The organism is Aminobacter sp. UC22_36, from assembly GCF_044056035.1.
Lineage (GTDB): Bacteria > Pseudomonadota > Alphaproteobacteria > Rhizobiales > Rhizobiaceae > Aminobacter.
Genome location: NZ_CP171996.1, coordinates 1,953,383 through 1,975,414, shown reverse-complemented (window position 1 = coordinate 1,975,414; position 22,032 = coordinate 1,953,383). Strand labels below are relative to the sequence as shown.

Below are 22,032 nucleotides of genomic sequence, written 5' to 3'. Positions count from 1 at the left end.
GGCGGATTCGCGTGGAGATTGCTCTTCAGCCCCTTACCGCCGGCACTCTGGGAGGAGACAATTATGACAATTTCGGCAACCGCCGGCACCGCACGCCGCGGCATGACGCGAGAAGAGAAGAAGGTCATCTTCGCTTCGTCGCTCGGCACCGTTTTCGAGTGGTACGATTTCTACCTTTACGGTTCACTCGCCGCCTTCATCGGCGCGACCTTCTTCGCCTCTTACCCTGAGGCGACGCGCAACATCTTCGCGCTGCTCGCCTTCGCCGCCGGCTTCCTGGTGCGCCCGTTCGGCGCGCTTGTCTTCGGCCGCATCGGCGATCTCGTCGGCCGCAAATACACCTTCCTCGTCACCATCCTGATCATGGGTCTGTCGACCTTCTTCGTCGGCCTGCTGCCCGGCTCGGCATCCATCGGCATCGCCGCTCCGATCATCCTGATCGCGCTGCGCATGCTGCAGGGCCTGGCGCTTGGCGGTGAATATGGCGGTGCTGCGACCTATGTCGCCGAGCATGCGCCCGACGATCGCCGCGGCTACTACACCTCGTGGATCCAGACCACAGCCACGCTCGGCCTGTTCCTGTCGCTGGTCGTCATCCTGGTGGTGCAGACCTGGCTCGGCAAGGAGGCATTCGCTGCCTGGGGCTGGCGCATTCCGTTCCTACTGTCCTTCATCCTGCTCGGCATTTCGGTGTGGATTCGTCTGTCGCTGTCGGAATCGCCGACCTTCCAGCGCATGAAGGAAGAGGGTAAGGGTTCCAAGGCGCCGCTGTCGGAAGCCTTCGGCCAGTGGAAGAACGCCAAGATCGCCCTGCTCGCGCTGTTCGGCCTCACCGCCGGTCAGGCCGTGGTGTGGTACTCGGGCCAGTTCTACGCCCTGTTCTTCCTGCAGAACGTGCTCAAGGTCGACGCTCAGTCGGTCAACATCATGATCGCGATCTCGCTGCTGCTCGGCACCGGCTTTTTCGTGCTGTTTGGCTGGCTGTCCGACAAGATCGGCCGCAAGCCGATCATCATGGCAGGTCTGGCACTTGCCATCGTCACCTACTTCCCGCTGTTCAAGGCGCTGACCTGGGCCGCAAACCCGGCACTCGCCACCGCACAGCAGAACGTTCGCGCTACCGTCACCGCCGCTCCTGGCGACTGCAAGTTCCAGTTCAACCCGGTGGGCACCGCGAAGTTCACCACCTCGTGCGATATCGCAACTTCGTTCCTGACCAAGAACTCGGTTCCTTATGACGTCGTCACCACGGCGGCTCCAGGCACCGCAGCCAGCGTCAAGATCGGCAACGAGACCGTCACCTCTTATGACGCCATCGCCGCTGGCGATGCTGCAAAGGCGAATGACGCAGCCTTCGTCAAGGCGGTCAACATCGCCCTCCACGACGGCGGTTATCCGCTTGTCCGCGGTGCGGCCAAGGTTGCCGACCAGAAGCTCGACGCCTTCATTGCCGCCAACCCCGAGCTCAAGCTCGACGCCGCCGCCATCCGCGCCGGTGAAAAGGTAACGGTGCCTGCCGCTCAAGCGATCAAGGACAAGATCGTCACCGCCGAAGAAGCTGCCAGTGCTCCGGAAATCGGCTTCTTCAACATCCCGGCCGGCGGTTCCTTCGCCATGGTCGCCGATCCGGCCGCAGTGAGCTGGCCGGGCGTCATCGCCATCCTGACCGTGCTGGTCATCTACGTGACCATGGTCTACGGCCCGATCGCCGCGATCCTGGTCGAAATGTTCCCGACCCGCATCCGCTACACCGGCATGTCGCTGCCTTACCACATCGGCAACGGCTGGTTCGGCGGCCTGCTGCCGGCAACCGCCTTCGCCATGAGTGCCGCAGCCGGCGATATCTACTACGGCCTCTGGTATCCGATCGCGATTGCCGCCATGACGCTGATCATCGGCACGCTGTTCGTCAAGGACACGCTCGGCACCAACCTCAACGCCAAGGACTGATTGCGGTCATTCCTGACAAAAAGAAGCCCGGCAGGTTCGCTCCTGCCGGGCTTTTTCTTTTCAGTACGGACGTTTTAGTCGGCCTCGAACATCAGCGAACGATGCGTGGCCACCCCTGCCATGGCGCCGTCGCCGACCGACAGCGCCACCGAGCCGGCAGCCCGCGCAATGTCGCCGCAGGCGAACACGCCCCTCACTGTTGTCTGCTTCATCGCGTCGGTCCTGATGAAGGCTCCCATCGGCCCCGCCTCCAGATCGCAACCCAGTTGTTCGGCCCACGGGATCTGGAGCGAGGTCCTCGGCATGGTGAACAGCCCGTCCAGTACGACCACTCGGCCGTCCTCCAGCACGACATCGGCGGTTTCGCCCTTGACCTCGCGGACCAGCGCCGTCTCAACCGCCGTGCCCCGCGCCGCCAGCTGGCGCAACTGTTCGGCATCCGGGATGAAGGCGCCGTTGGTGAACAGTGTGGTCGTGCCCCAGTCCGGCAGCATCAGTGCGTGATGCATGGAGTGTTCCGACACCGCCAGCACGCCGATCCGGCCCTGGTTCAGCTCGTAGCCGTGGCAATAAGGACAGTGGAACACGGAACGCCCCCAGCGCTCGCGCAGGCCGGGGATATCGGGCAGGCTGTCGGAGACCCCGGCCGCCAGGACGAGCCGCCTGGCTGTCTGCACCTGGCCATCGCCGAAATCGACGGCGAAGCCACCTTCAATCCGCCGGGCACCCTCCGCCCTGCCCTCGATCCAGGTGAGATCAGGATAGCGCTCGAGCTGTGCCCGCGCCTCGGTCGCGATCGCTCCCGGCTCGCGGCCATCCTGGCCGAGAAAGCCATGGGACTGGGCGGCGAAGCGGTTGCGGCGCTCGCCCGCGTCGACCACCAGAACCTTGCGCCGGGCACGGACAAGCTGCAGCCCCGCCGAAATCCCCGCATAGCTGCCCCCGACAATGACCACGTCGAAATTCATTGCTTCAATCCTTTGATGCGTTGCGCAAGGTTGACCGCGCCATTGGCCGGCTGCCATATCACGACACTCTTTATGTTACATGAAATGCGTCGTCAAGTTTCATGCAACTCCTGTTGTTGCGTAATGGCCCATCTGCTAAGTACATGAAGGGCGATCAGCACCGCGCCGGGAGAGCAAGACCATGAGACCGGACACCCGCCTCTCCCGCATGCTGCACGTGCTGATCCACATGCAGCACCACGAGGGCACCGCAACCTCGGATGCCATCGCAACGATGCTCGGCACCAACCCGGTGGTCGTGCGCCGGACCATGGCCGGCCTGCGCGACCAAGGTTATGTCACCTCCGAGAAAGGCCATGGCGGCGGCTGGCTGCTGGCGCGGCCGCTGGAGGAGATCACGCTGCTCGACATCCACAAGGCGCTCGGCGCGCCGCAGCTTTTCGCCATCGGCCTCGCCGGCGACAACCCAAACTGCACCGTCGAGCAGGCGGTCAATGTCTCGCTCGCCGAGGCGATGGACGAGGCCGAGACGATCCTGCTGGCAAAGTTCGGCAAGGTGACTCTGGCGGAGCTAGCCGAAGGCGCCGCAAAGGCCTCCAACGGCAAGCTCACGATGGAGCACTTCTAGGCGCTCAGGCGCCTCAGCCGTCGTAGGACTGAATTTCGCCGAAGGCGTAACCCCTCTGCTTCAGTGCCTGAATGAGCGACGTCAGATTGTCCTCGCCATTGTAGCCGTCCTGGAACATCTCAACGTGCATCAGCAGGATCAGCTTGTTTGGCTGGACAAAGCGCGCATTGGCAAACAGATGGTCGATTTCGCTGACCAGCAGATCGACGCTCTGGACGGGTTTGCCACGGCTGCCATGGATCCACTCGTGGTCCCAGCCATAGAGATAGAAGCCGTCTGCCGCGGTGAATTCGAAATCGGGCTCTTCGCGTCCGTCCTCGACCCGTCCAATCGAGAGGTCGTCCTTGGTGACGTCCGGCAAGCGAAAGACATCACGGCCAGGCAGCCGCGCACGGAAAGGCTCCTTGGTCAGCCCCAAGACAACGTTCGCTTGTTTCATGTCCGCCACGACGGATTCGGTGCCGGAATAGAAATGCCGATACTTGTCATGGGCATGGCTGTAGCTGTGGTTTGCCACTGTGACGAGCGGCATCTGTTTTGCCCGCTCGACGAGCGCCTTGTTCGCTGAGCTTGCCTGCGCTTGCATGCCAACCATGAACATGGTCGAGGCGGCGGTGACGGCTGGAGACGCGAAGATCGCCGGCGACAGGATCGCCATCGACAGGTTCCTGCGAGCTTTCCCCATGCCCGCCACGCACGACACTGGCCCAGAGCACTGACGTCAGCGCGACCTGAGGGCGCGCCCTCCTGCCCTGCTGGCGCTGGTTCTGGAATTGCCGCATAAGCACCAAACATCTCTTCCACAGGTCGGAACCCCATGGCCCTGCATATCGACACGCCACTGCTCGAGTCCCGCCCGCTGAGCCTGGCGGCTGGGCGGTCGATCTGGCTGAAGATGGATGCCCTGCAACCGTCAGGGTCGTTCAAGATCCGCGGCATCGGTGCGGCCTGCGAACATCATGCCAAGTCCGACAAGCGCCGCTTCGTCTCGTCCTCCGGCGGTAACGCCGGCATCGCGGTGGCCTATGCCGGGCGCCGCCTGTCGATCCCCGTATCGGTCTTTGTTCCCGAAACGACGACCGACAAGGCCAAAGCCCTGATCCGCCAGGAAGGCGCTGAGGTGATCGTCCACGGCGCCTCCTGGCAGGAGGCGAATGAGCGCGCTTTGTCGGCGCTCGACGCGGACACGGCCTTCATCCACCCGTTCGACGATCCGCTCCTGTGGACGGGCCACGCAACGATGATCGACGAGGTCGTCGCGGAAGGGCCTTCCTTCGACGCCGTCGTCCTGTCTGTCGGTGGCGGCGGGCTCATGTCAGGCGTCGTCGAGGGGCTGGCACGCAACGGGCTGGAACACATCCCGATCATTGCCGTCGAGACCAACGGTGCGGCTTCGCTGGCTGCCGCGATGGACGCTGGACAGCGGGTCCAGTTGCCTGCCATCACCAGCATCGCCACCTCGCTCGGCGCCCGCATGGTCAGTGAACACGCCTTCGAGCTGACGCAGAGCCGGCCCGTCGACAGCGTGGTGGTCAGCGATCGCACCGCCGTCGAGGCGTGCCTGCGCTTCCTCGACGATCACCGCGTTCTGGTCGAGCCGGCTTGTGGCGCGACGCTCGCGCTTGCCTATGAGCATTCAGCTTCGCTGGCACGTTATGAACGCGTGCTGATGATCGCCTGCGGCGGCGCGACGGCATCCCTTGCCCAGTTGCAGGCCTGGCTCGCCGCCTGACCCTGACCGCCTCGACCGAGACGCGGCAACCGAATTCCATGCTGCCGCCACTTGAGGTCAGCGCGCCGTTGATGCGGCCCCGGCCTTCGCCTCGTCGATGCCCTGCGCTACAGGCGCCCGGCCAGCCTGCCGATGGCGGCGAAGATTACGAGCGCTGCAACGCCAAGCAGCATGGTGACGGACAGCGACCACGAAATGCCGATGTTGGCCATGGCAAATGCCAGTGCGAACGGCGCGACCGCCGAGACGATCAGCCGGGCCGACATGGCGCGGCCCTGGAGCCTGCCATAGCCGTCGCTGCCGAACAGCGACAGCGGCAGCGCGCCGGTGACGATGCTGAACAGGCCGTTGCCCATGCCGAAGATGATCGCGAACGTCATCGCGCCCGCGATCGACGGCGCGGTGGCGACCAACACGCCGACGCCGGCGGTCATCAGCCCGGCCGATATCGCTGCAAGGGTCAGCGGCGGCAGGTTGATGCCGACCACCATGTTGATGAAGCGGCTGAGCACCTGCGCGGGTCCAAACAGCGTGCCGACGATCGCCGCGGTGGCACCGAGCCCGAGGCCGGAAAGCAGTGGCACCATGTGGACAAGCACTGCCGCGCTTACCAGGTTCTGCAGCGAAAAGGCAACGACCATCAGCGTGAAGCCGAGCGGTCGCGCGGCCGCTGTGAGCGAGCCCGCGACATGCTGGTGTGGTTCGCTTGCCGCCTGGCCTTGTCCTGTCCGGCCAAATGACAGCCAGGCATGCAACGGCAGGCAGACGGCCAGGTTGAGGGCGGCGTAGACGAGATAGACGCCTTGCCACGACATCTGCGCGTGCAGTGCCGTGGTGATCGGCCAAAAGACGGTCGAGGCAAAACCGGCGATCAGCGTCAGGTAGGTGATGTTCCGCTGCGCGGCCCGTGGCGCGATCTGGACGAGCAGCGCGAAGGCGGCGCCAGTACTGCACGAGGTTCGAGGCGATCTGGACCGCCACCAGCGCGACAACGAAGCTGATCGCGTCCGGCGCCACCGCACAGGCGACAAGGGCGCCGGCAGCCACAGCCGAACCGGCCGTCATGATCCGGCCGGCGCCAAAACGGTCGATCCAGTTGCCGAGCCAGGGCGCGGTCAGGCCGCCGGCAAGCAGCGCCACCGAAAGCGCACCGAATATCGACTCGGTCGGCCACGACAAATCCTTCGCCATGTCGGCGGCGAGAATGGAGAAACTGTAATAGAGCGTGCCGTAGCCGACGATCTGGGTGATGCCGAGGGCGACGACGGCGGCAATCGGCGAACGCTCGGCGGTCATCTGGAATTCGGCTCGCTCTCGGGCTTCGCTGCGCTTCCTTCCGATTTCCGATCCGACAGGTCAAGCAACATCGCACGCTGGTACAAGCTGCGCCTCGGCGCTCCGATCCAGGCCACGCCGAGGTCCGACCTGCCATCGAAGCGATGTTCACGATGGTGATGTTCGACAGCTCAGTACCGGGTGTCCCGACCAAGGGCTGAGCAGGCCGACACTCACCAGCGCCGAGCCTCGCGGTCCGCTCGCTGCGCGAGGCCTGTTCCCCGCGTCACGGGAAACAGGCAGGCGCCTGGCTTGGCCTAGGCGTTGACCCAGCATTTGGTCAGGGCGTGGCCACCCATCAGGTCGCCATTCGGGTCGTCGACCCAGCCGCCAACCCTGGTGCCGGTCGCATCGATGTAATTGTTGAACATCGGCACGATGACCCCGCCCTCGTCGCGCAGCATCACGGCCGCCTGGCGATAGAGATCCTTGCGCTTGGCCTGGTCGAGTTCGCCGCGCGCCGCAAAGATCAGCTTGTCGAAGTCCTCGCGCAGGAAGCGCGTGTCGTTCCACTCGGCCTTCGACAGATAGGCGATCGAATAGACCTGATCCTGCGTCGGCCGACCGGTCCAGTAGGACATCGAGAACGGCTGCTTGTTCCACACCTCCGACCAGTAGCCGTCGCCCGGCTCGCGCTTGACCTCGAGCGTGATGCCGGCCTTGGCGGCACTTTGTTGGTAGAGCTGGGCAGCATCGACGGCGCCGGGGAATGCGACATCCGAGGTGCGCAGCAGCACCGGCCCGCTGTGGCCCGATTTCTTGTAGTGGAACGCCGCCTTGTCGGGGTCGTATTTGCGCTGCTCGATGTCGTCGGAAAACATGGCATAGGCCGATGTCACGGGCATGTCATTGCCGACCGAGCCGTAGCCGCTCAGCACCTTCTTGACCATCTCCTCGCGGTCGACGGCGTATTTCAGTGCCAGCCGAAGGTCGTTGTTGTCGAAGGGTGCGGTGTTGCAATGGGCGATGAAGACATAGTGCCCCTTGCCCGGCACATTGCGGATCGTCACGCCGGGCACGCGCTTGATCAGGTCGACGATCTTGGGCTCGACACGGTTGATCATGTCGACCTGCCCGCCCTGCAGTGCCGAGGTGCGGGCCGTGGCGTCGTTGATGACGACGATCTCGACCTGGTCGGCATGGCCGCGCTTGTCCGATCCCCAATAGCCCTTGTAGATCTCGCCGACATGGCGCACGCCGGGCTCGTTGACCACCACCTTGTAGGGCCCGGTGCCGATGGCTTCGGTCGGCTTGTCCTTGCCACCATTGGGCTGGATCATCAGGTGATAGTCGCTGACCACATATGGTAGGTCGGCATTCGGCTCCTTCAGCGTGATGACGACGGTGTCACCGTCGGCCTTGACGGTGTCGAACTGCTGCACGAAGGCAAGTGCCGCCGATTTGGAGTTGGCGTCGGCATGACGCTCCAGCGTTGCCACGACATCGGCGGGTGTCAGGTCCTTGCCATTGTGGAAAGTAACGCCCTTGCGGATCTTGAAGGTCCAGGTCTTGGCGTCATCCGACGCGCTGTACTCCTCAGCGAGCCGCGGCTCGATCTCGCCGGTCGGCGACGTTTCCAGCATCTGCTCGCCCCAGCAGCGGCCGATCGTGTAGGGCACCTGGCTTGCCCAGGTCGCCGGGTCCTGGCTGTCGGTGGCGGCACCGCCAACCATGCCGGCCTTCAATATGCCGCCCTTGGCAGGCGCCTGCGCCCGCGCGGCACCAGCGAGCAGCGTGTTGGCCGAAAGAGCGGTGACGCCGAGCGCCGCCGCACGGCCGAGAAAGTCGCGGCGCGACAGCCGGCCGCTGACAACGAGGCGGCTGAGATGATCGAGTTCACTGGACATTAGACTGCGTTCCTCCAGGCGGGCGCGACTTGATGTCGTCATGGTTCCCCAAGGGAATATTGAGTAGAGCACCTGCCGCCCAGCGGGCTGGATGCGACATCGAATGCCGCTTTTGGAGCGCCGCCTATTTTGCTTGCCCTGACGTCAGGCACGGAATCGCGTTGCTCTTGCTCTGCCTTCAAAGCCGTGTGACGATGTCGCCGACGGGGAGGAAGTTCACAGACGAGTTGCCCGCGACGGCCGAACAGGCCGGCCGCCGCATTCAGGGAAAAATGCCTGGGTGGAGGTCAGCTCTCATGGGTAGTCGCGCCGGAGGAAGACGCACGGGACCGAAATGCATTGCCATCGTCGGTCCCTTCGCCAGCGGTAAAACCACACTTCTTGAAGCCCTTCTCGCCCGCACGGGCGCTATCCCCAAGCAACATCCGGTCGCCTCCGGCAACACGGTCTCGGACCACTCCGCCGAGGCCAAGGCCCACGCCATGAGCGTCGAGGCGGTCTTCGCCACCACCCAGTTCATGGGGGAGAGCATCACCTTCGTTGATTGCCCCGGCTCGGTCGAGTTCGCCTTCGAGGCCGAGCCTATCCTTGCCGCCTGCGACCTCGCCGTGGTCGTTGCCGAACCCGACGAGAAGAAGATCCCCGCCTTGCAGCTGATCATGCGCAAGCTCGACGAGCTCGGCGTGCCGCGCATCCTGTTCCTCAACAAGATCGACAAGGCTGCAGCAGGCGTTCGCGACACACTGAAGCTGCTGCAGCCGGTCAGCCGCACGCCGTTGCTTTTGCGTCAGATCCCGTTGCGCAAGGACGGGGTCGTCGTCGGCTCGATCGATCTCGCGCTGGAGCGCGCCTACATCTACCGCGAATACGCCGAGAGCGAGATCGCCGAAATCCCGGGCGACGAGAAGGCGCGTGAGCTCGAGGCTCGCTTTGCCATGCTGGAAACACTCGCCGACCACGACGACCAGCTGATGGAGCAGTTGCTCGAAGAGATCGAACCGCCGAAGGACGAGATCTTCGACGACCTCGCCGCCGACCTGCGCGACGGCGCCGTCACGCCGGTGCTGATCGGCTCAGCCGAAAAGGGCAATGGCGCGCTGCGCCTGCTCAAGGCGATCCGCCACGACGCGCCCGACATCGAGGCGACGCGCAAGCGGCTCGGCCTTGCCGACAGCAATGCCGCCGTGGTGCAGGTGATGAAGACCATCCACACCTCGCATGCCGGCAAGCTGTCGGTGTCGCGCATCCTGTCCGGCCAGGTCACTGATGGTGCTGAACTCTGGTTCAACGCCACCGACACCGCCAAGGTCTCTGGCATCTACCGAATGCTCGGCAAGGACCAGTCCAAGCAACCCAACGCCACTTCGGGCGATACGGTCGCGCTCGGCAAGCTTGAAAATGTCGCGACCGGCCAGACCCTGACCTCGGCCAAGGGCGGCATCAAGCCGCTGGTCAGCCTCGCGCCGCCGAAGCCGGTCTATGCCTTTGCCCTGCGCCCGAAGGAACGCAAGGACGAGGTCAAGATGTCGGCGGCGATCCAGCGCCTTGCCGAGGAAGACCCTTCGCTCACCCTGCATCACAATCAGGACTCGGCCGAGACGGTGTTGTCGGGCCATGGCGAGATGCATCTGCGGGTGATCCGCGAGCGCCTCGAAGGCCGCAACCAGATCGCCGTCGAGGGCCATGCGCCGGCGGTGCCTTACCGCGAGACGATCCGCAAGGCCGTCCAGCAGCGCGGCCGCCACAAGAAGCAGTCGGGTGGCCACGGCCAGTTCGGCGACGTCGTCATCGAGATCAAGCCGCTGCCGCGCGGCTCGGGCTTCGAGTTCACCGACACGATCACCGGCGGCGTCGTGCCCAAGCAATACATCCAGTCGGTTGAAGCAGGCGCGCGCGACTTCCTCAAGACCGGCCCGCTCGGCTTCCCCGTCGTCGACATCGCGGTCAACCTGTCGGACGGCTCGTTTCACAGCGTCGATTCCTCGGACATGGCGTTCCAGATGGCAGCGAAGATCGCGATGAAGGAAGGCATGCCGGGCTGCTCGCCGGTGCTGCTCGAACCGGTCATGAAGGTCGAGATCTTCACTCCGTCGGATGCCACGGCGCGCATCATCGCGCTGGTGCCGCAGCGCCGCGGCCAGATCCTCGGCTACGACGCGCGTGCCGACTGGCCCGGCTGGGACGTCGTCGAAGCGACGATGCCGCAATCGGAGATCGGCGACCTGATCATCGAGCTGCGCTCGGCGACCGCCGGTGCTGCGACCTACCGCGCCGAGTTCGACCACATGGCCGAGCTCACCGGACGCCTCGCTGATGAGGCGATGCAGTCGGGCGGCAAGGCGGCATGAAATGGTTCTAATGCCGGGCGATCTAAGATCGCCCGGCGCGCGGCTGTCTCGTCTTGGTTCGAACTGAGGGGCTCGCCACGAATGCCCCGCTGCTGGCGGGCCAGCCTTCGAGCACCTGCGCTGATTGAACGACCATCAAACTCCCGTGACCAGGAGAAACACTCGCCCCGCCCCACGCGTATGTGAACGTGACAGCGTTGATTTCGCCGTCCGCAGGGGCGACCTTGCGGCCGCCGACTGGAGAACAAGCATGGCATTCATACACCGCCGCCCGTCCTGGGCGATATCAGAAGCTCTGGCGACGCCCGAAGAGATGTTCCTCAACCGCCGCAGCATACTCGCCGGCATGGGCCTTGGCCTCGCGGCTGCTGCCCTGCCCCGTCCGGCACGCGCCGAGGATGCGGACCCGACCACGAATCTCTATCCGGCCAAGCCGAATGCCGCCTACAAGCTCGACCGTCCCCTGACGCCCGAAGAGATCAACGCCAACTACAACAACTTCTACGAATACGGCACCTACAAGGAGATTGCGGCCAGCGCCCAGATGCTCAAGACGCGGCCGTGGGAAGTTGAGATCGGCGGTCTCGTTGACAAGCCGATGACACTCGCCATCGACGACCTGATCAGAAAATTCCCGCTGGAGACACGGCTCTACCGCCATCGTTGCGTCGAGGCCTGGTCGATGACAATCCCATGGAGCGGCTTTCCGCTGAAGGCGCTTGTCGCCATGGCGAGCCCCAAGGCGGACGCAAAATTCATCCGCTTCGAGACTTTCCTCGATCCCGCCATGGCGCCGGGCCAGAACGACTTCGTCTATCCCTGGCCCTACATCGAAGGCGTCACCATCGAGGAGGCGGCACTCGACCTGCCCTTCCTCGTCACCGGCGCCTATGACAAACCGCTGGCCAAGCAGTTCGGCGCGCCGCTGCGCCTGGCACTGCCATGGAAGTACGGCTTCAAGTCGATCAAGTCGATCCGCAAGATCGACTTCGTCGCCGAGCAGCCGGTCGGCCTGTGGGAAGCGATCCAGCCAAGCGAATACGGCTTCTGGGCCAATGTGAATCCGGAAGTGCCGCATCCGCGCTGGAGCCAGGCCAAGGAGCGCGTGCTGGCAACCGGCGAACTGGTGCCGACTCAGCTGTTCAACGGCTACGCCGCAGAGGTCGGCCAACTCTATGCCGGCAAGGATCCCGCCAAGCTCTATATGTGAACGCTCGTGCAAAGGCTCCGGCGTCCTTGCGCGTCCAGTTGGACGCGCCGGCGCTCTATCCGGCTTTCGCCTCGACATGCCACCATTTCGGCCGCCCGCCCTTGAACGAGTGGCCCCTCGGCATGAGCTCGATCGCGCCCGGCTTGTCGAAGACACCAAGCAGCAGTGCCACGACCGGCGCGTCGTCGACCGCCCCGAAGGAGCTGCCGCAGGCCGGGCAGAAGGCACGGCTGGAATAGTCGGACGAGCGATAGACCGCCGGCGCACCGCCCGGGCCAGTCCAGATCACCCGTTCGCTCGAAAACTCGACCCAGGCAGCGGTCAGTGCTCCGGTGTGGCGCTGGCACATGCGGCATGAGCACGTATGCGGCTTGCCAGCCGGGCCAGTCGCCTCGAAGCGAACCGCACCGCAAAGGCAACCGCCGCTGTAGACCTTGGCCTTCGCTACGCCCGCCTTGTTCACACCTGCTCTGCTCATGAAGTCACCCAAGATGTCTGCGACCTTGCTTCGCGAAACATGGATTCGCAGGAATGTCGCCCAGCCTGGCTCGGTCACCGACAAAATAAAAGCGGTGCCCGAGGAAATCCTCGGACACCGCTTTTTGCGGACCGTTCCGCGGGAGGCGGGACGGCAGGTCCGCCGCTACGTGGCCAACGGCTTGGGTCGTTGGCAATCTGCTGGACGCGGCGCGTTGCCTGAGCCCGGTACGTTCGGGTGATGCCCCCATCTCCCGACGCACCATCACCGCGTCCATGTAAAAACTAGGCGCGTCACCGGGTTCGCGGAATGTTACCCGGGGTTACATGTCACTGTTACGTGGGAGAATTGGCCTGTTTCAGGCAACAAAAAAGCCGGATCCAAGAAGATCCGGCTGAGTTTGTTTGGAAGTGCCGATTAAGGCGAACCTCCAGAGGGGAACACTCGAGGGCGCTAATGGGAGGAGGAACGCGCCCTGGAGATGATCAATATATGTGCTCTCCTTGCCCAACAAACAAGCATCTATTTTGCAACGCACGCATGCAAAAACATACAGGCTGTGGTCCAACAATGTTAGAAGCCGGATAGGACCAGTTTTCGCCTCGAAAACCGCCTCCTGACAATGCTGCAGTGCACACTGCCCAGCCTTTTCGCCGCGAAATTGGCCCAAAATCGATGACCAGGCGGAAGCTGGCAAATCGGGCACGACAAGATCATTGTTGCGGCGGAAGCAAAGCCAATAGGCAACATGCCCGGAATTCGACCTGAGAGATCAAGAGGAGTGCAGCTTTGCGCAAACCGTCCGCCATCCTCGGCAGCGCCGTCTTCTTCATCGCTGCGCCCGGCGTCGTCGCCGGCCTTGCGCCGTGGCTGTTGACCGGCCGCTACGGCCAGCCGCTGGCGTCCTGGCCGCTCGTCATTGCGGGTTCTGCCCTGATCGCAATCAGCCTCGGCGTGTTGCTCCACGCCTTCGCCGGCTTTGCGCTTGAGGGCCTCGGCACCCCTGCCCCGATCGCCCCGACCGACAGGCTGGTCATCGGCGGCATCTACCGCCATATGCGCAATCCGATGTATGTCGCCGTGCTGTCGATCATCGTCGGCCAGGCGCTGATATTCGCGTCCTCGCAGCTCGCCGCCTACGCCGCCATCATGGGTGCTGTGATGGCGACCTTCGTCCGGGTCTACGAAGAACCGGTTCTCGTCAGGCAATACGGCGCCGAGTACGAAACCTACCGCGCCAATGTTCCCGGTTGGCTGCCACGGCTCACGCCGTGGCGTGGCACCTAGGGCATGTGCGGCGGCGGCTTCCCGTCGCCAACGGCGACGTTCAGCCGTGCGGCATTCGCGTGAACATCTGCAACGCCGGATCCAACTTGTCCCAGGCATGGCCGCGGATGGTGTATGTCACCGCCTGCGGATTGAACTGGCCCGGGTCATCAAGGCTGGCCGCGTTGATCGCGATCAGTTCCGGCATGGCGACGAATGTCAGATAGACCGGCGTTCCACAGGTCGGGCAGAACGCGTGCACCTTTTCGTTGCCGCTGTCGCTAGCGACCCGCCAGGTGCTCGCTTCGCCTGAGATCGTCACCTCGGTGCGCCGGGGGAAGGTCAGGTAAGATCCGTGCCCGGTGCCGCTTCGCTTCTGGCAATCAAGGCATTGGCAGTGGTTTTCGAAGATCGGCTCGCTGCTCGTTTCATAGCGGATCGCGCCACAGGCGCAGCCGCCGGCGTAGACCTTGGTCATCGTCATTCTCCTGCTGGCAGATTTCTTGGCGCATGCCCGCGAAGATCGGAGCCGATCTTCGGAAAGGGTCCTGCGCAAAATCAAAGTGCTGGAACGTCCCTTGCGCCTAAGAAGACGCGCGGCGCTCTCACTGGCGCTGCACCGGATCAGGCCGTTTTCGGCTTGGCAAAAACGTCAATGGGGCGACCGGTTTCAAGGAAGGATTTCAGGCTGGACAGCACGATCGGCCAGCCCTTGCTGATACCCTTCGCCATGCCGCTGCTGGCTTCGAGTTCGTCATGGGTAACGGTCAGCCGAACCATGTTGTCGTAGTCCTCGATGTCGAACGTCACCCGGCTGTAACTTGCCGGATTTGCGGCCTCGTCCGGGTCTGCCCAAGTGATGACTAGGCGGCTCGGCGGCGCGGTCTCGACGACCTTGCCGACAACTTTGACAGCCCGCTCACCGTTGGCCTGGACATGTTCCCATTTCGATCCGGGACGCCAGTCGGAGACGTTTTCGTGGCCCCAGTAGATCCTGGCGACTTCGGGTCTGGTGATCGCCTCGAACACCTTTGCCGGCGTCGAGACGATATAGGTCACGTAGACAAAGCTGGTTTTCTCTTGGGTCCCCGTCTTCTCTTGGGTCCCAGTCTTCTCTTGGGTCATCGTCATTCTCCTTCGAGTTCTTTTTTCAGGTCGTGCAGCAGGCTAAGCCGCTGGCGTTCGAACTTGCGCACCCACCGCTCATAGACTTCGTGCAGCGGAACAGGGTTGATGAAATGCAGCTTTTCACGGCCACGCTTGACTGATGTGACCAGGTTGGCCGCTTCCAGGATGCCAAGATGCTGGGTGGCGGATTGCCTCGCCATATCGAGGTTTGCGCACAACTCACCGAGCGTCTGTCCGTTCCTCTCGTACAGAAGATCGAGCAGCTTCCTGCGGGTCGGGTCGCTCAAGGCCCTGAATACGTCGTCGGCGTCCATGATCCTCACTCACTTGCAGCATAATATGCAGGCAATTACCTGCATGTCAAGTCACGCAGGCCGATACCTGCATATAAAGCACCGGTACGCTTTCCGGCGCGAGGTCGGGACCGGCACAGCATCTGTGACGGCACGCCCAAAGGCGACGGTTTTTCCCAAGGAATGCGATGAAGCTGAAAAGCGATCTGAACGCAGCGCGACAAGATCTATGACTGGGTCAGGCCGGAATCGACGCCGCCCTGCCCTCACCTATGCGAGGGCAGATTACGGCAGGCATGATTGTCGCAAATGGCGAGCCTAGTAGGCCCAGCTGCGCGCCTTGGCGATGACGAAGTCGCGGAACACGTGCAGCTTGGCCTGTTCGCGCATCGCATCAGGGTAAGCGAAGTAGGTGTCGAAGGACGGCACCTCGGTTTCGGGCAAAAGCTGCACCAGACCGGCATCCTTGCCGATCACGTAGTCGGGCAGCATGGCGATGCCGGCACCGGTCTGCACCGCCTTCTTGATCGACAAGATGTCGTTGATCTGCAGCGTTGGCACGCGCTGGCCACCTTCGAAGTCGCCGACGGTCTCGAGCCAGTTGAGCTCGCTCAGATGGGTCGGCACCGGCACGCCGAAGGTGACGATGCGGTGGTTCTTGAGATCGGCGATGGATTCGGGCTTGCCGTATTTGTTGACATAGGCCGGCGAGGCATAGAGGTGGAAATGCACGGTGAACAGCCGACGCTGGATCAGGTCGGGCTGCTGCGGCTGGCGCAGGCGGATGGCGCAATCGGCCTGGCGCATGGTCAGGTCCAGCTCCTCATTGGCGAGGATCAGCTGGATGTGGATATCGGGATAGAGCTCGAGGAACTCCTGGATGCGTTCGGTCAGCCAGCCGGCGCCGAGGCCGACGGTCGTCGTCACCTTGAGCACGCCAGACGGCCGGTCCTTGGTCTCGGTCAGCCGGGTCTTGATTGTCTCGAGCTTCATCAAGACGTCATGCGCCGTGCGAAACAGCATCTCGCCCTGTTCGGTCAGCACCAGGCCGCGTGCGTGGCGATGGAACAGCGGCACGCCGATGTCGTGCTCAAGCGCACTCACCTGACGCGAGATCGCCGACTGCGACAGCCTCAGCGTCTCCGCCGCATGCGTGAACGAGCCAGCCTCCGCCGCTGCGTGGAACACGCGCAACTTATCCCAATCCAACGCCATTTTTCCCCTCTTATGTCAGGCGTCTGGTCGGCCTATTCGGCCGCTTCGCGATGCACTTCAACTCCGGCAAGATACTTCTCGGCTTCAAGTGCGGCCATGCAGCCAAGACCCGCAGCCGTCACCGCCTGGCGGTAGATATCGTCGGTCACGTCGCCGGCAGCGAACACGCCCGGCACGTTGGTCCGCGTCGAATTCGCCTCGGTCCAGAGATAGCCGTTCGGCTTCTGCTTGAGCTTGCCGACAAACAGCTCGACTGCCGGCGCATGGCCGATCGCCACGAACACGCCGTCGGTCACCATTTCGGTGATCGCACCAGTGTGCACGTTCTTGAGCTTGATACCGTTGACCGATGGCGGCAGCGGCTTCTGTGCCGCAGCACCCACGATCTCCTCGACCGCCGAGTCCCACACCACCTTGATGTTGTCCTTGGCAAACAGCCGCTCCTGCAGGATGCGCTCGGCGCGGAAATGGTCGCGCCGGTGCACCACCGTCACCGTCTTGGCGAGGTTGGAGAGATAAAGCGCTTCTTCGACAGCCGAATTGCCGCCGCCGACAACCACCACATCCTTGCCGCGGTAGAAGAAGCCGTCGCAGGTGGCGCAAGCCGAAACGCCAAAGCCCTGGAACACCTGCTCGGAGGGCAGGCCAAGCCACTTGGCCTGGGCGCCGGTGGCGATGATCAGTGCGTCTGCGGTGTAGACAGTGCCGGAATCGCCCTTGGCGCGGAACGGTCGCACGTCGAGATCGACCTCGGTGATGATGTCGTTGACCATCTCGGTGCCGACATGCTCGGCCTGCGCCCGCATCTGCTCCATCAGCCAGGGGCCCTGGATCGGCTCGGCGAAGCCTGGATAGTTTTCGACATCGGTGGTGATCATCAGCTGGCCGCCCTGCTGCATGCCGGCAACGAGCATCGGCTTGAGCATGGCGCGCGCTGCGTAGATCGCCGCCGTATATCCGGCGGGACCCGAACCGATGATGAGAACTGGCGCATGTTTGGCGGTCATCGAAGGCCTTCGTGGTCAATGGAAAAGCAGCACCCCATCAAAACGGGCTGCGGATCGTCCCTAATCTAGGTGTTCACCCATGCCCCGCGCAAGGCGGCAAGATGTTACTCCCCCGAAAGCTTAGGCCCTTCACCGCGCAATTCATCGTGTGCGGCGATTTCTGTCGCTTGGGCTTCCCAATGGCTACGAGTAGTTTAATTACGTGATTGCGCAAGATTCTTGCGCAAAACCCGGAGCGCATATGCCCATCAAGGCCGATCTCGACGCCATCGACTGGAAGATCCTGCGCGAACTTCAAGACGACGGCCGCATGACCAATGTCGAATTGTCGCGCCGCGTCGGCATCTCGGCGCCGCCTTGCCTGCGCCGCGTCAAGCGGCTGGAGGACGAAGGCATCATCCAGCGCTACCGCGCCTTGCTCAACGCCCCGGCACTTGGCATGGACGTCGTCGCCTTCTGCCTCGTCGGCCTCAATCGCCAATCGGAAGTCGACCTCAAGGCCTTCGCCGACCGCACACGCAGCTGGCCGATCGTGCGCAGCGCCTGGATGGTTTCGGGCGAATCCGACTTCATGCTGCACTGCCTGGCGCCCGACCTCGGCACGTTCCAGACCTTCGTCATCGAGGAACTGACCTCTTCGCCCAACGTCGACACGGTGCGCACGGCACTGACCATCCGCCAGGTCAAGGATGACGGGCTGGTGTCGATCTGAGGGAACTTCGGCTCCGGCCCTAGCCGAACGGTACCCGGAGCCGCTGCAGCCCGCGCATCCGCGAATCCACGAACCACCAGCCCTTCTGCAGCGGCCTGATAAGCTCGCGCAACGGCTTGCTCATTGTTTTCTTTTGGCTTTTCAGCTCAGGTCGCTCATTGTCGAGGGTGCTGGCGATCCGCTCTGCCGCACCACCGGCTTCAAAGAACATATCCTGGATACAAATGGCGGGCGCCAGCTGGTAGGTCGTCAGATGAGCCCAACCGGCGCAGGCCGGATTGAACATGAACTGGTCGACCGGGTCGGCGAAGTCCTTGCTCAAATCAAAGAGCTTCCGTGCTGCGGCCTTCGAGATGATGTAGCCACTGGTGCCCGTGTGGGCTGCCCTCAATCTTTTGAGGGAGCGCCCCGCAGGCGCCTGCAGGCGCTTGCGCTCGATCAAGGTATGCACCCTGGTGGTCTCAAGCTTCACCACATCGGCGTCGCCAGGAATCCAGGCGTCGTTGCCGAGCAGTTCGGCGAGGCCGGCTCCGAAATGGACGTCGTCCTCGAAGACCGCCGCATGCTCCTGCTCAGCGCTTGCAATCGCCTCCCAGCAGGCCCTGTGACTGAGAAAACAGCCGGTTTCCCCAGGGCCGAGGCGATAGATCAGCCCTGGCCGCTCAGGCTGCCGCAGCTTGCCCTCGGCAATCAGCTTCGCCCCGTCAACCGCCGGAATCCTGGTGAAGTCCAAGCCGAGGTCGCCGAAGATCGCAGCCATGCGGGCCAGCCGATCAGGAGAGCGGTCCAGATTGATCAAGTAGATGTTCATTAGACGATCGTTCAAGTCTTGCCCCAATAGGCGTCAATGCCGATCAGCGAAACCGCACCTTGCCCCATCGCTGCCCCCGAAGACTTGCGCCGATGGATGTGGCAAGGCGCCCTAGCGGTCTCGCAAGCTCCTTGATCAATTTTTTCCCGCCGCGGGCTTTTTCCTGCACTGGCCGCTCATGCTTGAGTCCGCTGGCAAGCGCCTGGGTAGAGCCATCCTTGCCGATGACGACTTCTTGCACGCATATGGCGGGATCGACCTGATAAGTGGTCAATGCGTCCCATGCTTCAGACACCGGGTTGAATATGAACTGATCGACCGGATCGGCAAAATCGGTGCTGAGATCAAGCAGTTTGCGTGCGCCCTTGCGGGAGACGATGTAGGCTCCCGTTCCCGGGTGCGTGTCCCGCAATCTTCGAACTGACCGGTCGCCTGCACATGCGACGCTGTTGCGATCCATCAGTGTCCGCACCATTGTCGTTTCGAGCTTCACCACGTCAGCATCGGCAGGTATCCAGCCGGGATCGACAAGCAGTGCGCGCGCACCCGATCCAAAGTGCACGTCATCCTCAAAGATCACGCTGTATTCGGTATCTTGTTGCAAGGCAGCGTCCCAGCATTTGATATGGCTAAGGAAACAGCCGATCTCGCCGCTGCCGAGATCGTAATACATGCCTTTCCGGGAGCCGCTCCCCTGGCGGTCCGCCAAGTCCCGGCCGTCGACGGCAGGCACCCTGGTGAAATCGAGTCCTAACCCGGCAAACAGCGACGCCATGCGCTCGAGGCGTTGCGGTGCACGGTCCAGGTTGATGACGAAGATCTTCATCCCTGCATCACTTACCCTGCACGCTGAGGTTCGATTGCGCCGTCAAGTCGATAGATACCTTCTTGAAAACCGACTGCCTGGCAATCGCCAGCAAGGCCATGCGGAAGGGCCTCACCAACTGCCGCCCAACTCGCCAAAATTCATGAGTGAGCTTTACCATACCCCGTCGGCGTGCAGAACGAGGATCGCTACGGTGAAACTGGCGTCGATCCTGAGCAATCTGGCTCGTCAACGAGCCGCCCACAGTCGCACCCTGCGCCCACATGTCTTGAATACAGAACGCCGGCACCAGCTGCAGCACCACAGCCTCTTCAAGAATGCCATCCTCAGGTGAATAGAGAATGACGTCGGCCGGCTCACAGTGACGCTCCGTGTAATCGAGCAAACGACGCGCTGCCACCCTCGATACGAAATAACCCGCCGATCCCAATTGAGCGGACTTCAGCCTGCGAAGTTCGTGCCCGGCAGGCTCACCCCAGGTTTTGTGAGACAGTTCGGCCCGAGCAAGGTCCGTTTCGGCCCTGACGATATCGGCGCCTGCCGGAATCCAGCGGTCGGACTTCAGGAAACTTGCCGCGTCAGCAGAGAAATGGATGTCGTCTTCGGCGACGAAAGCCCACTCGTCCTCGCCTGTCGCCACCAGTGCCCAAGCCTTGCGGTGGCTGAGCAGGCAAGCCATCTCGGCAGGCGACATCGAATTGACGCCGGAAGACAAGCACCGCAGCCGCTCGAACTCGTGTTCGGGCAGTTGTTTGGCGTCGACCGCCGGCACGCGAACCGTCGCGACGTCCATGCCGGCAACCTGCGCCATGAACCAGTCGAGCCGGCCTGGCGACCGGTCGAGGTTGATAAAATAGATCTTCAAAGCACGATCTCTACCATAATCGTACCCCCGGCCCGTGGTTGCCATAAGGCAAGCGAGGGCGGGCAGCAAGCCGGGGGCGCATGACGGCTCAACATAGAGCAACCCCGCCTAAGAATTCAGCACTATTTCAGGCGACCAAGTGTTTTCCCGCATAAATTGCCTTCTGCTGCAGCCACTGGTGGAGAAACGGAAAACAAATCGACCGCGATGCGAGAAATGCCAAATAGTTAAGCGGCACTTGCATTAAGATTTAGAGAAGCCCAGCAAGGTCATCATAGCAAGCCGGCGCACAATCCCAGGGTCCGCTAGCCCTTCGCCCACACCAGGTCATAAACCTCGCGCAGGCTGGCCGCCTCGTTTTCGAGTCGGAATCGCCGGGCGACATCCTCCAGCCCGGCAACGCCATGTGCTTCGGCCAGCGCCGGATCGGCAAGATAGGGCCTGATCGCATCGCGCAACGCGTCGCCATCGCCAGCGGCAACGAAATCGCCGGTCACACCAGGCGTGACGATCTCCGAATAGGAACCGGCGTCGCTGGCAACGACAGCCGTTCGCGAGGCCATCGCCTCCAGCGGCGTCAGCCCAAAACCTTCATTGCGCGACGGCGCAACGTAGAGGCTCACCCGGCGATACCACACGGCAACGTCAGGGACCTCGCCGAGCAGCACGATGCGCTCCGACAGCCCGGCTGCAGCGATCCGTTGCCTGAGTTCATCGGCGAACCCCTTGTGTTCTGATGTGACGCGGCCAGTGATGACGGCCGTCCACCCGGGGTGCTCAGGCAGCAGTGCAATCATCGCATCGACAAACAGGTCGGTGCCCTTCGAGTGGCGGACGCGGCCGAAGCAGCCGATGGCATATTTGCCGGGCAAGCCAGAAGCCGCGAATTCGTCATTAGCCGTACGCGGCGGATGGAATTTGTCGAGATCGACCCCATGCATCACCACCTTGTGCGGCACGTCGAGGAAACGCCCCGACAGCCGGCTGGTGGCGATCAGCCCATCCATCTGGCGGATCAGCCATTTGGTGAAGGCCCTGTGGTCGCGTTGCGCGGCGGAGGTGAACACCAGCCTGATCTGCGCCCGAAAGATATGGCGCAGCACAAGCCCGGCCACCATCTCGGTGTTGCGCCTGGCATGCCAGATGCGCGGCCGCCCGGAAGCCGGACGCCTGAGCAGCGAAGGCAGTTGCCACCAGCGCATCTTGGGCAGGCTTTCGGGCAGGCCCGGCCCGAACACGGCAATGCCGAGTTCGCGCGCCTGCACCGGCACCAGCTGCACAATGGTGCTGGTGACGCCGGAAAGCCGCTGTTTGAGATTGGGCGCGATCACCTCGATGCGCGCCATGTCGACCGCGCCGGCATGTTCGGCGCGGTTGTCTGCTTTGTTCATCGTGTCTGATCCGGCATCGCCA

General features: G+C 63.1%; 20 protein-coding genes and 1 pseudogene. 7 read left to right on the top strand and 14 right to left on the bottom strand.

The genetic code is table 11. The features are described 5' to 3' along the window. Nucleotides 1-63: 63 nt before the first annotated feature. Nucleotides 64-1,950 carry an MFS transporter gene (locus tag ACHMW7_RS12910; RefSeq protein ID WP_395450617.1) on the top strand — a complete coding sequence of 629 codons (1,887 nt, stop codon included), beginning with the start codon at nt 64-66 and terminating at the stop codon, nt 1,948-1,950. Nucleotides 1,951-2,024: 74 nt separating this feature from the next. Here ACHMW7_RS12910 and ACHMW7_RS12905 read toward each other — a convergent pair whose 3' ends face one another. Further along, nucleotides 2,025-2,918, bottom strand: coding sequence for an NAD(P)/FAD-dependent oxidoreductase (locus tag ACHMW7_RS12905; RefSeq protein ID WP_395450616.1), 894 nt, complete (start codon nt 2,916-2,918; stop codon nt 2,025-2,027). 181 nt (nt 2,919-3,099) lie between these two features. Here ACHMW7_RS12905 and ACHMW7_RS12900 point away from each other — a divergent pair, with 181 nt between their 5' ends. After that, on the top strand, nt 3,100-3,546 hold the full coding sequence (locus ACHMW7_RS12900; protein ID WP_395450615.1) for an Rrf2 family transcriptional regulator: 447 nt from the start codon (nt 3,100-3,102) through the stop codon (nt 3,544-3,546). A 13-nt stretch (nt 3,547-3,559) separates the two neighbouring features. Here ACHMW7_RS12900 and ACHMW7_RS12895 read toward each other — a convergent pair whose 3' ends face one another. Beyond that, nucleotides 3,560-4,204 (bottom strand): polysaccharide deacetylase, encoded by a 645-nt coding sequence (locus ACHMW7_RS12895; protein ID WP_395450614.1) that lies wholly within the window; start codon nt 4,202-4,204, stop codon nt 3,560-3,562. Nucleotides 4,205-4,363: 159 nt separating this feature from the next. Between ACHMW7_RS12895 and ACHMW7_RS12890 the strand changes: the two genes are divergently transcribed. After that, on the top strand, nt 4,364-5,278 hold the full coding sequence (locus ACHMW7_RS12890) for a pyridoxal-phosphate dependent enzyme (protein ID WP_395450613.1): 915 nt from the start codon (nt 4,364-4,366) through the stop codon (nt 5,276-5,278). 107 nt (nt 5,279-5,385) lie between these two features. On the opposite strand, the pseudogene arsK reads toward ACHMW7_RS12890, so the two are convergent. Together arsK and ACHMW7_RS12880 are read right to left on the bottom strand one after the other, a co-directional pair. Further along, nucleotides 5,386-6,574 (bottom strand): annotated as a pseudogene (gene arsK / locus ACHMW7_RS12885) (arsenite efflux MFS transporter ArsK). A 296-nt stretch (nt 6,575-6,870) separates the two neighbouring features. Beyond that, nucleotides 6,871-8,460, bottom strand: coding sequence for an ABC transporter substrate-binding protein (locus tag ACHMW7_RS12880; RefSeq protein WP_395450612.1), 1,590 nt, complete (start codon nt 8,458-8,460; stop codon nt 6,871-6,873). A 296-nt stretch (nt 8,461-8,756) separates the two neighbouring features. On the opposite strand from ACHMW7_RS12880, the gene ACHMW7_RS12875 reads away from it, so the two are divergent. Beyond that, nucleotides 8,757-10,808 (top strand): elongation factor G, encoded by a 2,052-nt coding sequence (locus tag ACHMW7_RS12875; protein ID WP_395450611.1) that lies wholly within the window; start codon nt 8,757-8,759, stop codon nt 10,806-10,808. 250 nt (nt 10,809-11,058) lie between these two features. Beyond that, nucleotides 11,059-12,018 carry a protein-methionine-sulfoxide reductase catalytic subunit MsrP gene (msrP, locus tag ACHMW7_RS12870; protein ID WP_395450610.1) on the top strand — a complete coding sequence of 320 codons (960 nt, stop codon included), beginning with the start codon at nt 11,059-11,061 and terminating at the stop codon, nt 12,016-12,018. A 55-nt stretch (nt 12,019-12,073) separates the two neighbouring features. Here the strand turns inward: msrP and ACHMW7_RS12865 are convergent, their stop codons facing one another. Then, entirely contained in the window at nt 12,074-12,496 is a 423-nt protein-coding gene (locus ACHMW7_RS12865) for a GFA family protein (RefSeq protein WP_395450609.1), read from the bottom strand. Between the two features lie 789 nt (nt 12,497-13,285). On the opposite strand from ACHMW7_RS12865, the gene ACHMW7_RS12860 reads away from it, so the two are divergent. Next, nucleotides 13,286-13,783 carry a methyltransferase family protein gene (locus tag ACHMW7_RS12860; protein ID WP_395450608.1) on the top strand — a complete coding sequence of 166 codons (498 nt, stop codon included), beginning with the start codon at nt 13,286-13,288 and terminating at the stop codon, nt 13,781-13,783. A 40-nt stretch (nt 13,784-13,823) separates the two neighbouring features. Here the strand turns inward: ACHMW7_RS12860 and ACHMW7_RS12855 are convergent, their stop codons facing one another. The 5 genes from ACHMW7_RS12855 to trxB form a co-directional block, all read right to left on the bottom strand. Beyond that, entirely contained in the window at nt 13,824-14,240 is a 417-nt protein-coding gene (locus ACHMW7_RS12855; RefSeq protein ID WP_395450607.1) for a GFA family protein, read from the bottom strand. A 146-nt stretch (nt 14,241-14,386) separates the two neighbouring features. After that, complete coding sequence (locus ACHMW7_RS12850; protein WP_395450606.1) at nt 14,387-14,887, bottom strand: SRPBCC family protein; 501 nt, start codon at nt 14,885-14,887, stop codon at nt 14,387-14,389. Between the two features lie 2 nt (nt 14,888-14,889). After that, complete coding sequence (locus tag ACHMW7_RS12845; RefSeq protein WP_395450605.1) at nt 14,890-15,204, bottom strand: ArsR/SmtB family transcription factor; 315 nt, start codon at nt 15,202-15,204, stop codon at nt 14,890-14,892. A 297-nt stretch (nt 15,205-15,501) separates the two neighbouring features. Beyond that, nucleotides 15,502-16,398 (bottom strand): LysR family transcriptional regulator, encoded by an 897-nt coding sequence (locus ACHMW7_RS12840; protein WP_395450604.1) that lies wholly within the window; start codon nt 16,396-16,398, stop codon nt 15,502-15,504. 32 nt (nt 16,399-16,430) lie between these two features. Next, a complete protein-coding gene (trxB, locus tag ACHMW7_RS12835) occupies nt 16,431-17,405 on the bottom strand; it encodes a thioredoxin-disulfide reductase (protein ID WP_395450603.1) in 975 nt (324 codons plus the stop codon). A gap of 241 nt (nt 17,406-17,646) precedes the next feature. Between trxB and ACHMW7_RS12830 the strand changes: the two genes are divergently transcribed. Beyond that, nucleotides 17,647-18,117, top strand: coding sequence for an Lrp/AsnC family transcriptional regulator (locus tag ACHMW7_RS12830; RefSeq protein ID WP_395450602.1), 471 nt, complete (start codon nt 17,647-17,649; stop codon nt 18,115-18,117). A gap of 19 nt (nt 18,118-18,136) precedes the next feature. Here ACHMW7_RS12830 and ACHMW7_RS12825 read toward each other — a convergent pair whose 3' ends face one another. The 4 genes from ACHMW7_RS12825 to ACHMW7_RS12810 form a co-directional block, all read right to left on the bottom strand. Continuing rightward, the gene (locus ACHMW7_RS12825) at nt 18,137-18,928 is read right to left on the bottom strand and encodes a glycosyltransferase family 25 protein (protein WP_395450601.1); all 792 of its coding nucleotides are present in this window, start codon (nt 18,926-18,928) and stop codon (nt 18,137-18,139) included. 43 nt (nt 18,929-18,971) lie between these two features. Further along, nucleotides 18,972-19,754, bottom strand: coding sequence for a glycosyltransferase family 25 protein (locus tag ACHMW7_RS12820; RefSeq protein WP_395450600.1), 783 nt, complete (start codon nt 19,752-19,754; stop codon nt 18,972-18,974). A gap of 7 nt (nt 19,755-19,761) precedes the next feature. Then, nucleotides 19,762-20,619, bottom strand: a complete 858-nt coding sequence (locus ACHMW7_RS12815; protein ID WP_395450599.1) for a glycosyltransferase family 25 protein — start codon at nt 20,617-20,619, stop codon at nt 19,762-19,764. Between the two features lie 305 nt (nt 20,620-20,924). Beyond that, a complete protein-coding gene (locus tag ACHMW7_RS12810; protein WP_395450598.1) occupies nt 20,925-22,010 on the bottom strand; it encodes a glycosyltransferase family 4 protein in 1,086 nt (361 codons plus the stop codon). Nucleotides 22,011-22,032 lie beyond the last annotated feature (22 nt).

Coding starts and splice junctions, on each gene's coding strand:
- ACHMW7_RS12880 (WP_395450612.1), bottom strand. CDS start 8,460: ATGTCCAGTGAACTCGATCATCTCAGCCGCCTCGTTGTCAGCGGCCGG.
- ACHMW7_RS12820 (WP_395450600.1), bottom strand. CDS start 19,754: ATGAAGATCTTCGTCATCAACCTGGACCGTGCACCGCAACGCCTCGAG.
- ACHMW7_RS12865 (WP_395450609.1), bottom strand. CDS start 12,496: ATGAGCAGAGCAGGTGTGAACAAGGCGGGCGTAGCGAAGGCCAAGGTC.
- ACHMW7_RS12810 (WP_395450598.1), bottom strand. CDS start 22,010: ATGAACAAAGCAGACAACCGCGCCGAACATGCCGGCGCGGTCGACATG.
- ACHMW7_RS12825 (WP_395450601.1), bottom strand. CDS start 18,928: ATGAACATCTACTTGATCAATCTGGACCGCTCTCCTGATCGGCTGGCC.
- ACHMW7_RS12910 (WP_395450617.1), top strand. CDS start 64: ATGACAATTTCGGCAACCGCCGGCACCGCACGCCGCGGCATGACGCGA.
- trxB (WP_395450603.1), bottom strand. CDS start 17,405: ATGACCGCCAAACATGCGCCAGTTCTCATCATCGGTTCGGGTCCCGCC.
- ACHMW7_RS12855 (WP_395450607.1), bottom strand. CDS start 14,240: ATGACCAAGGTCTACGCCGGCGGCTGCGCCTGTGGCGCGATCCGCTAT.
- ACHMW7_RS12830 (WP_395450602.1), top strand. CDS start 17,647: ATGCCCATCAAGGCCGATCTCGACGCCATCGACTGGAAGATCCTGCGC.
- ACHMW7_RS12890 (WP_395450613.1), top strand. CDS start 4,364: ATGGCCCTGCATATCGACACGCCACTGCTCGAGTCCCGCCCGCTGAGC.
- ACHMW7_RS12905 (WP_395450616.1), bottom strand. CDS start 2,918: ATGAATTTCGACGTGGTCATTGTCGGGGGCAGCTATGCGGGGATTTCG.
- ACHMW7_RS12845 (WP_395450605.1), bottom strand. CDS start 15,204: ATGGACGCCGACGACGTATTCAGGGCCTTGAGCGACCCGACCCGCAGG.
- ACHMW7_RS12875 (WP_395450611.1), top strand. CDS start 8,757: ATGGGTAGTCGCGCCGGAGGAAGACGCACGGGACCGAAATGCATTGCC.
- ACHMW7_RS12840 (WP_395450604.1), bottom strand. CDS start 16,398: ATGGCGTTGGATTGGGATAAGTTGCGCGTGTTCCACGCAGCGGCGGAG.
- msrP (WP_395450610.1), top strand. CDS start 11,059: ATGGCATTCATACACCGCCGCCCGTCCTGGGCGATATCAGAAGCTCTG.
- ACHMW7_RS12895 (WP_395450614.1), bottom strand. CDS start 4,204: ATGGCGATCCTGTCGCCGGCGATCTTCGCGTCTCCAGCCGTCACCGCC.
- ACHMW7_RS12850 (WP_395450606.1), bottom strand. CDS start 14,887: ATGACCCAAGAGAAGACTGGGACCCAAGAGAAGACGGGGACCCAAGAG.
- ACHMW7_RS12900 (WP_395450615.1), top strand. CDS start 3,100: ATGAGACCGGACACCCGCCTCTCCCGCATGCTGCACGTGCTGATCCAC.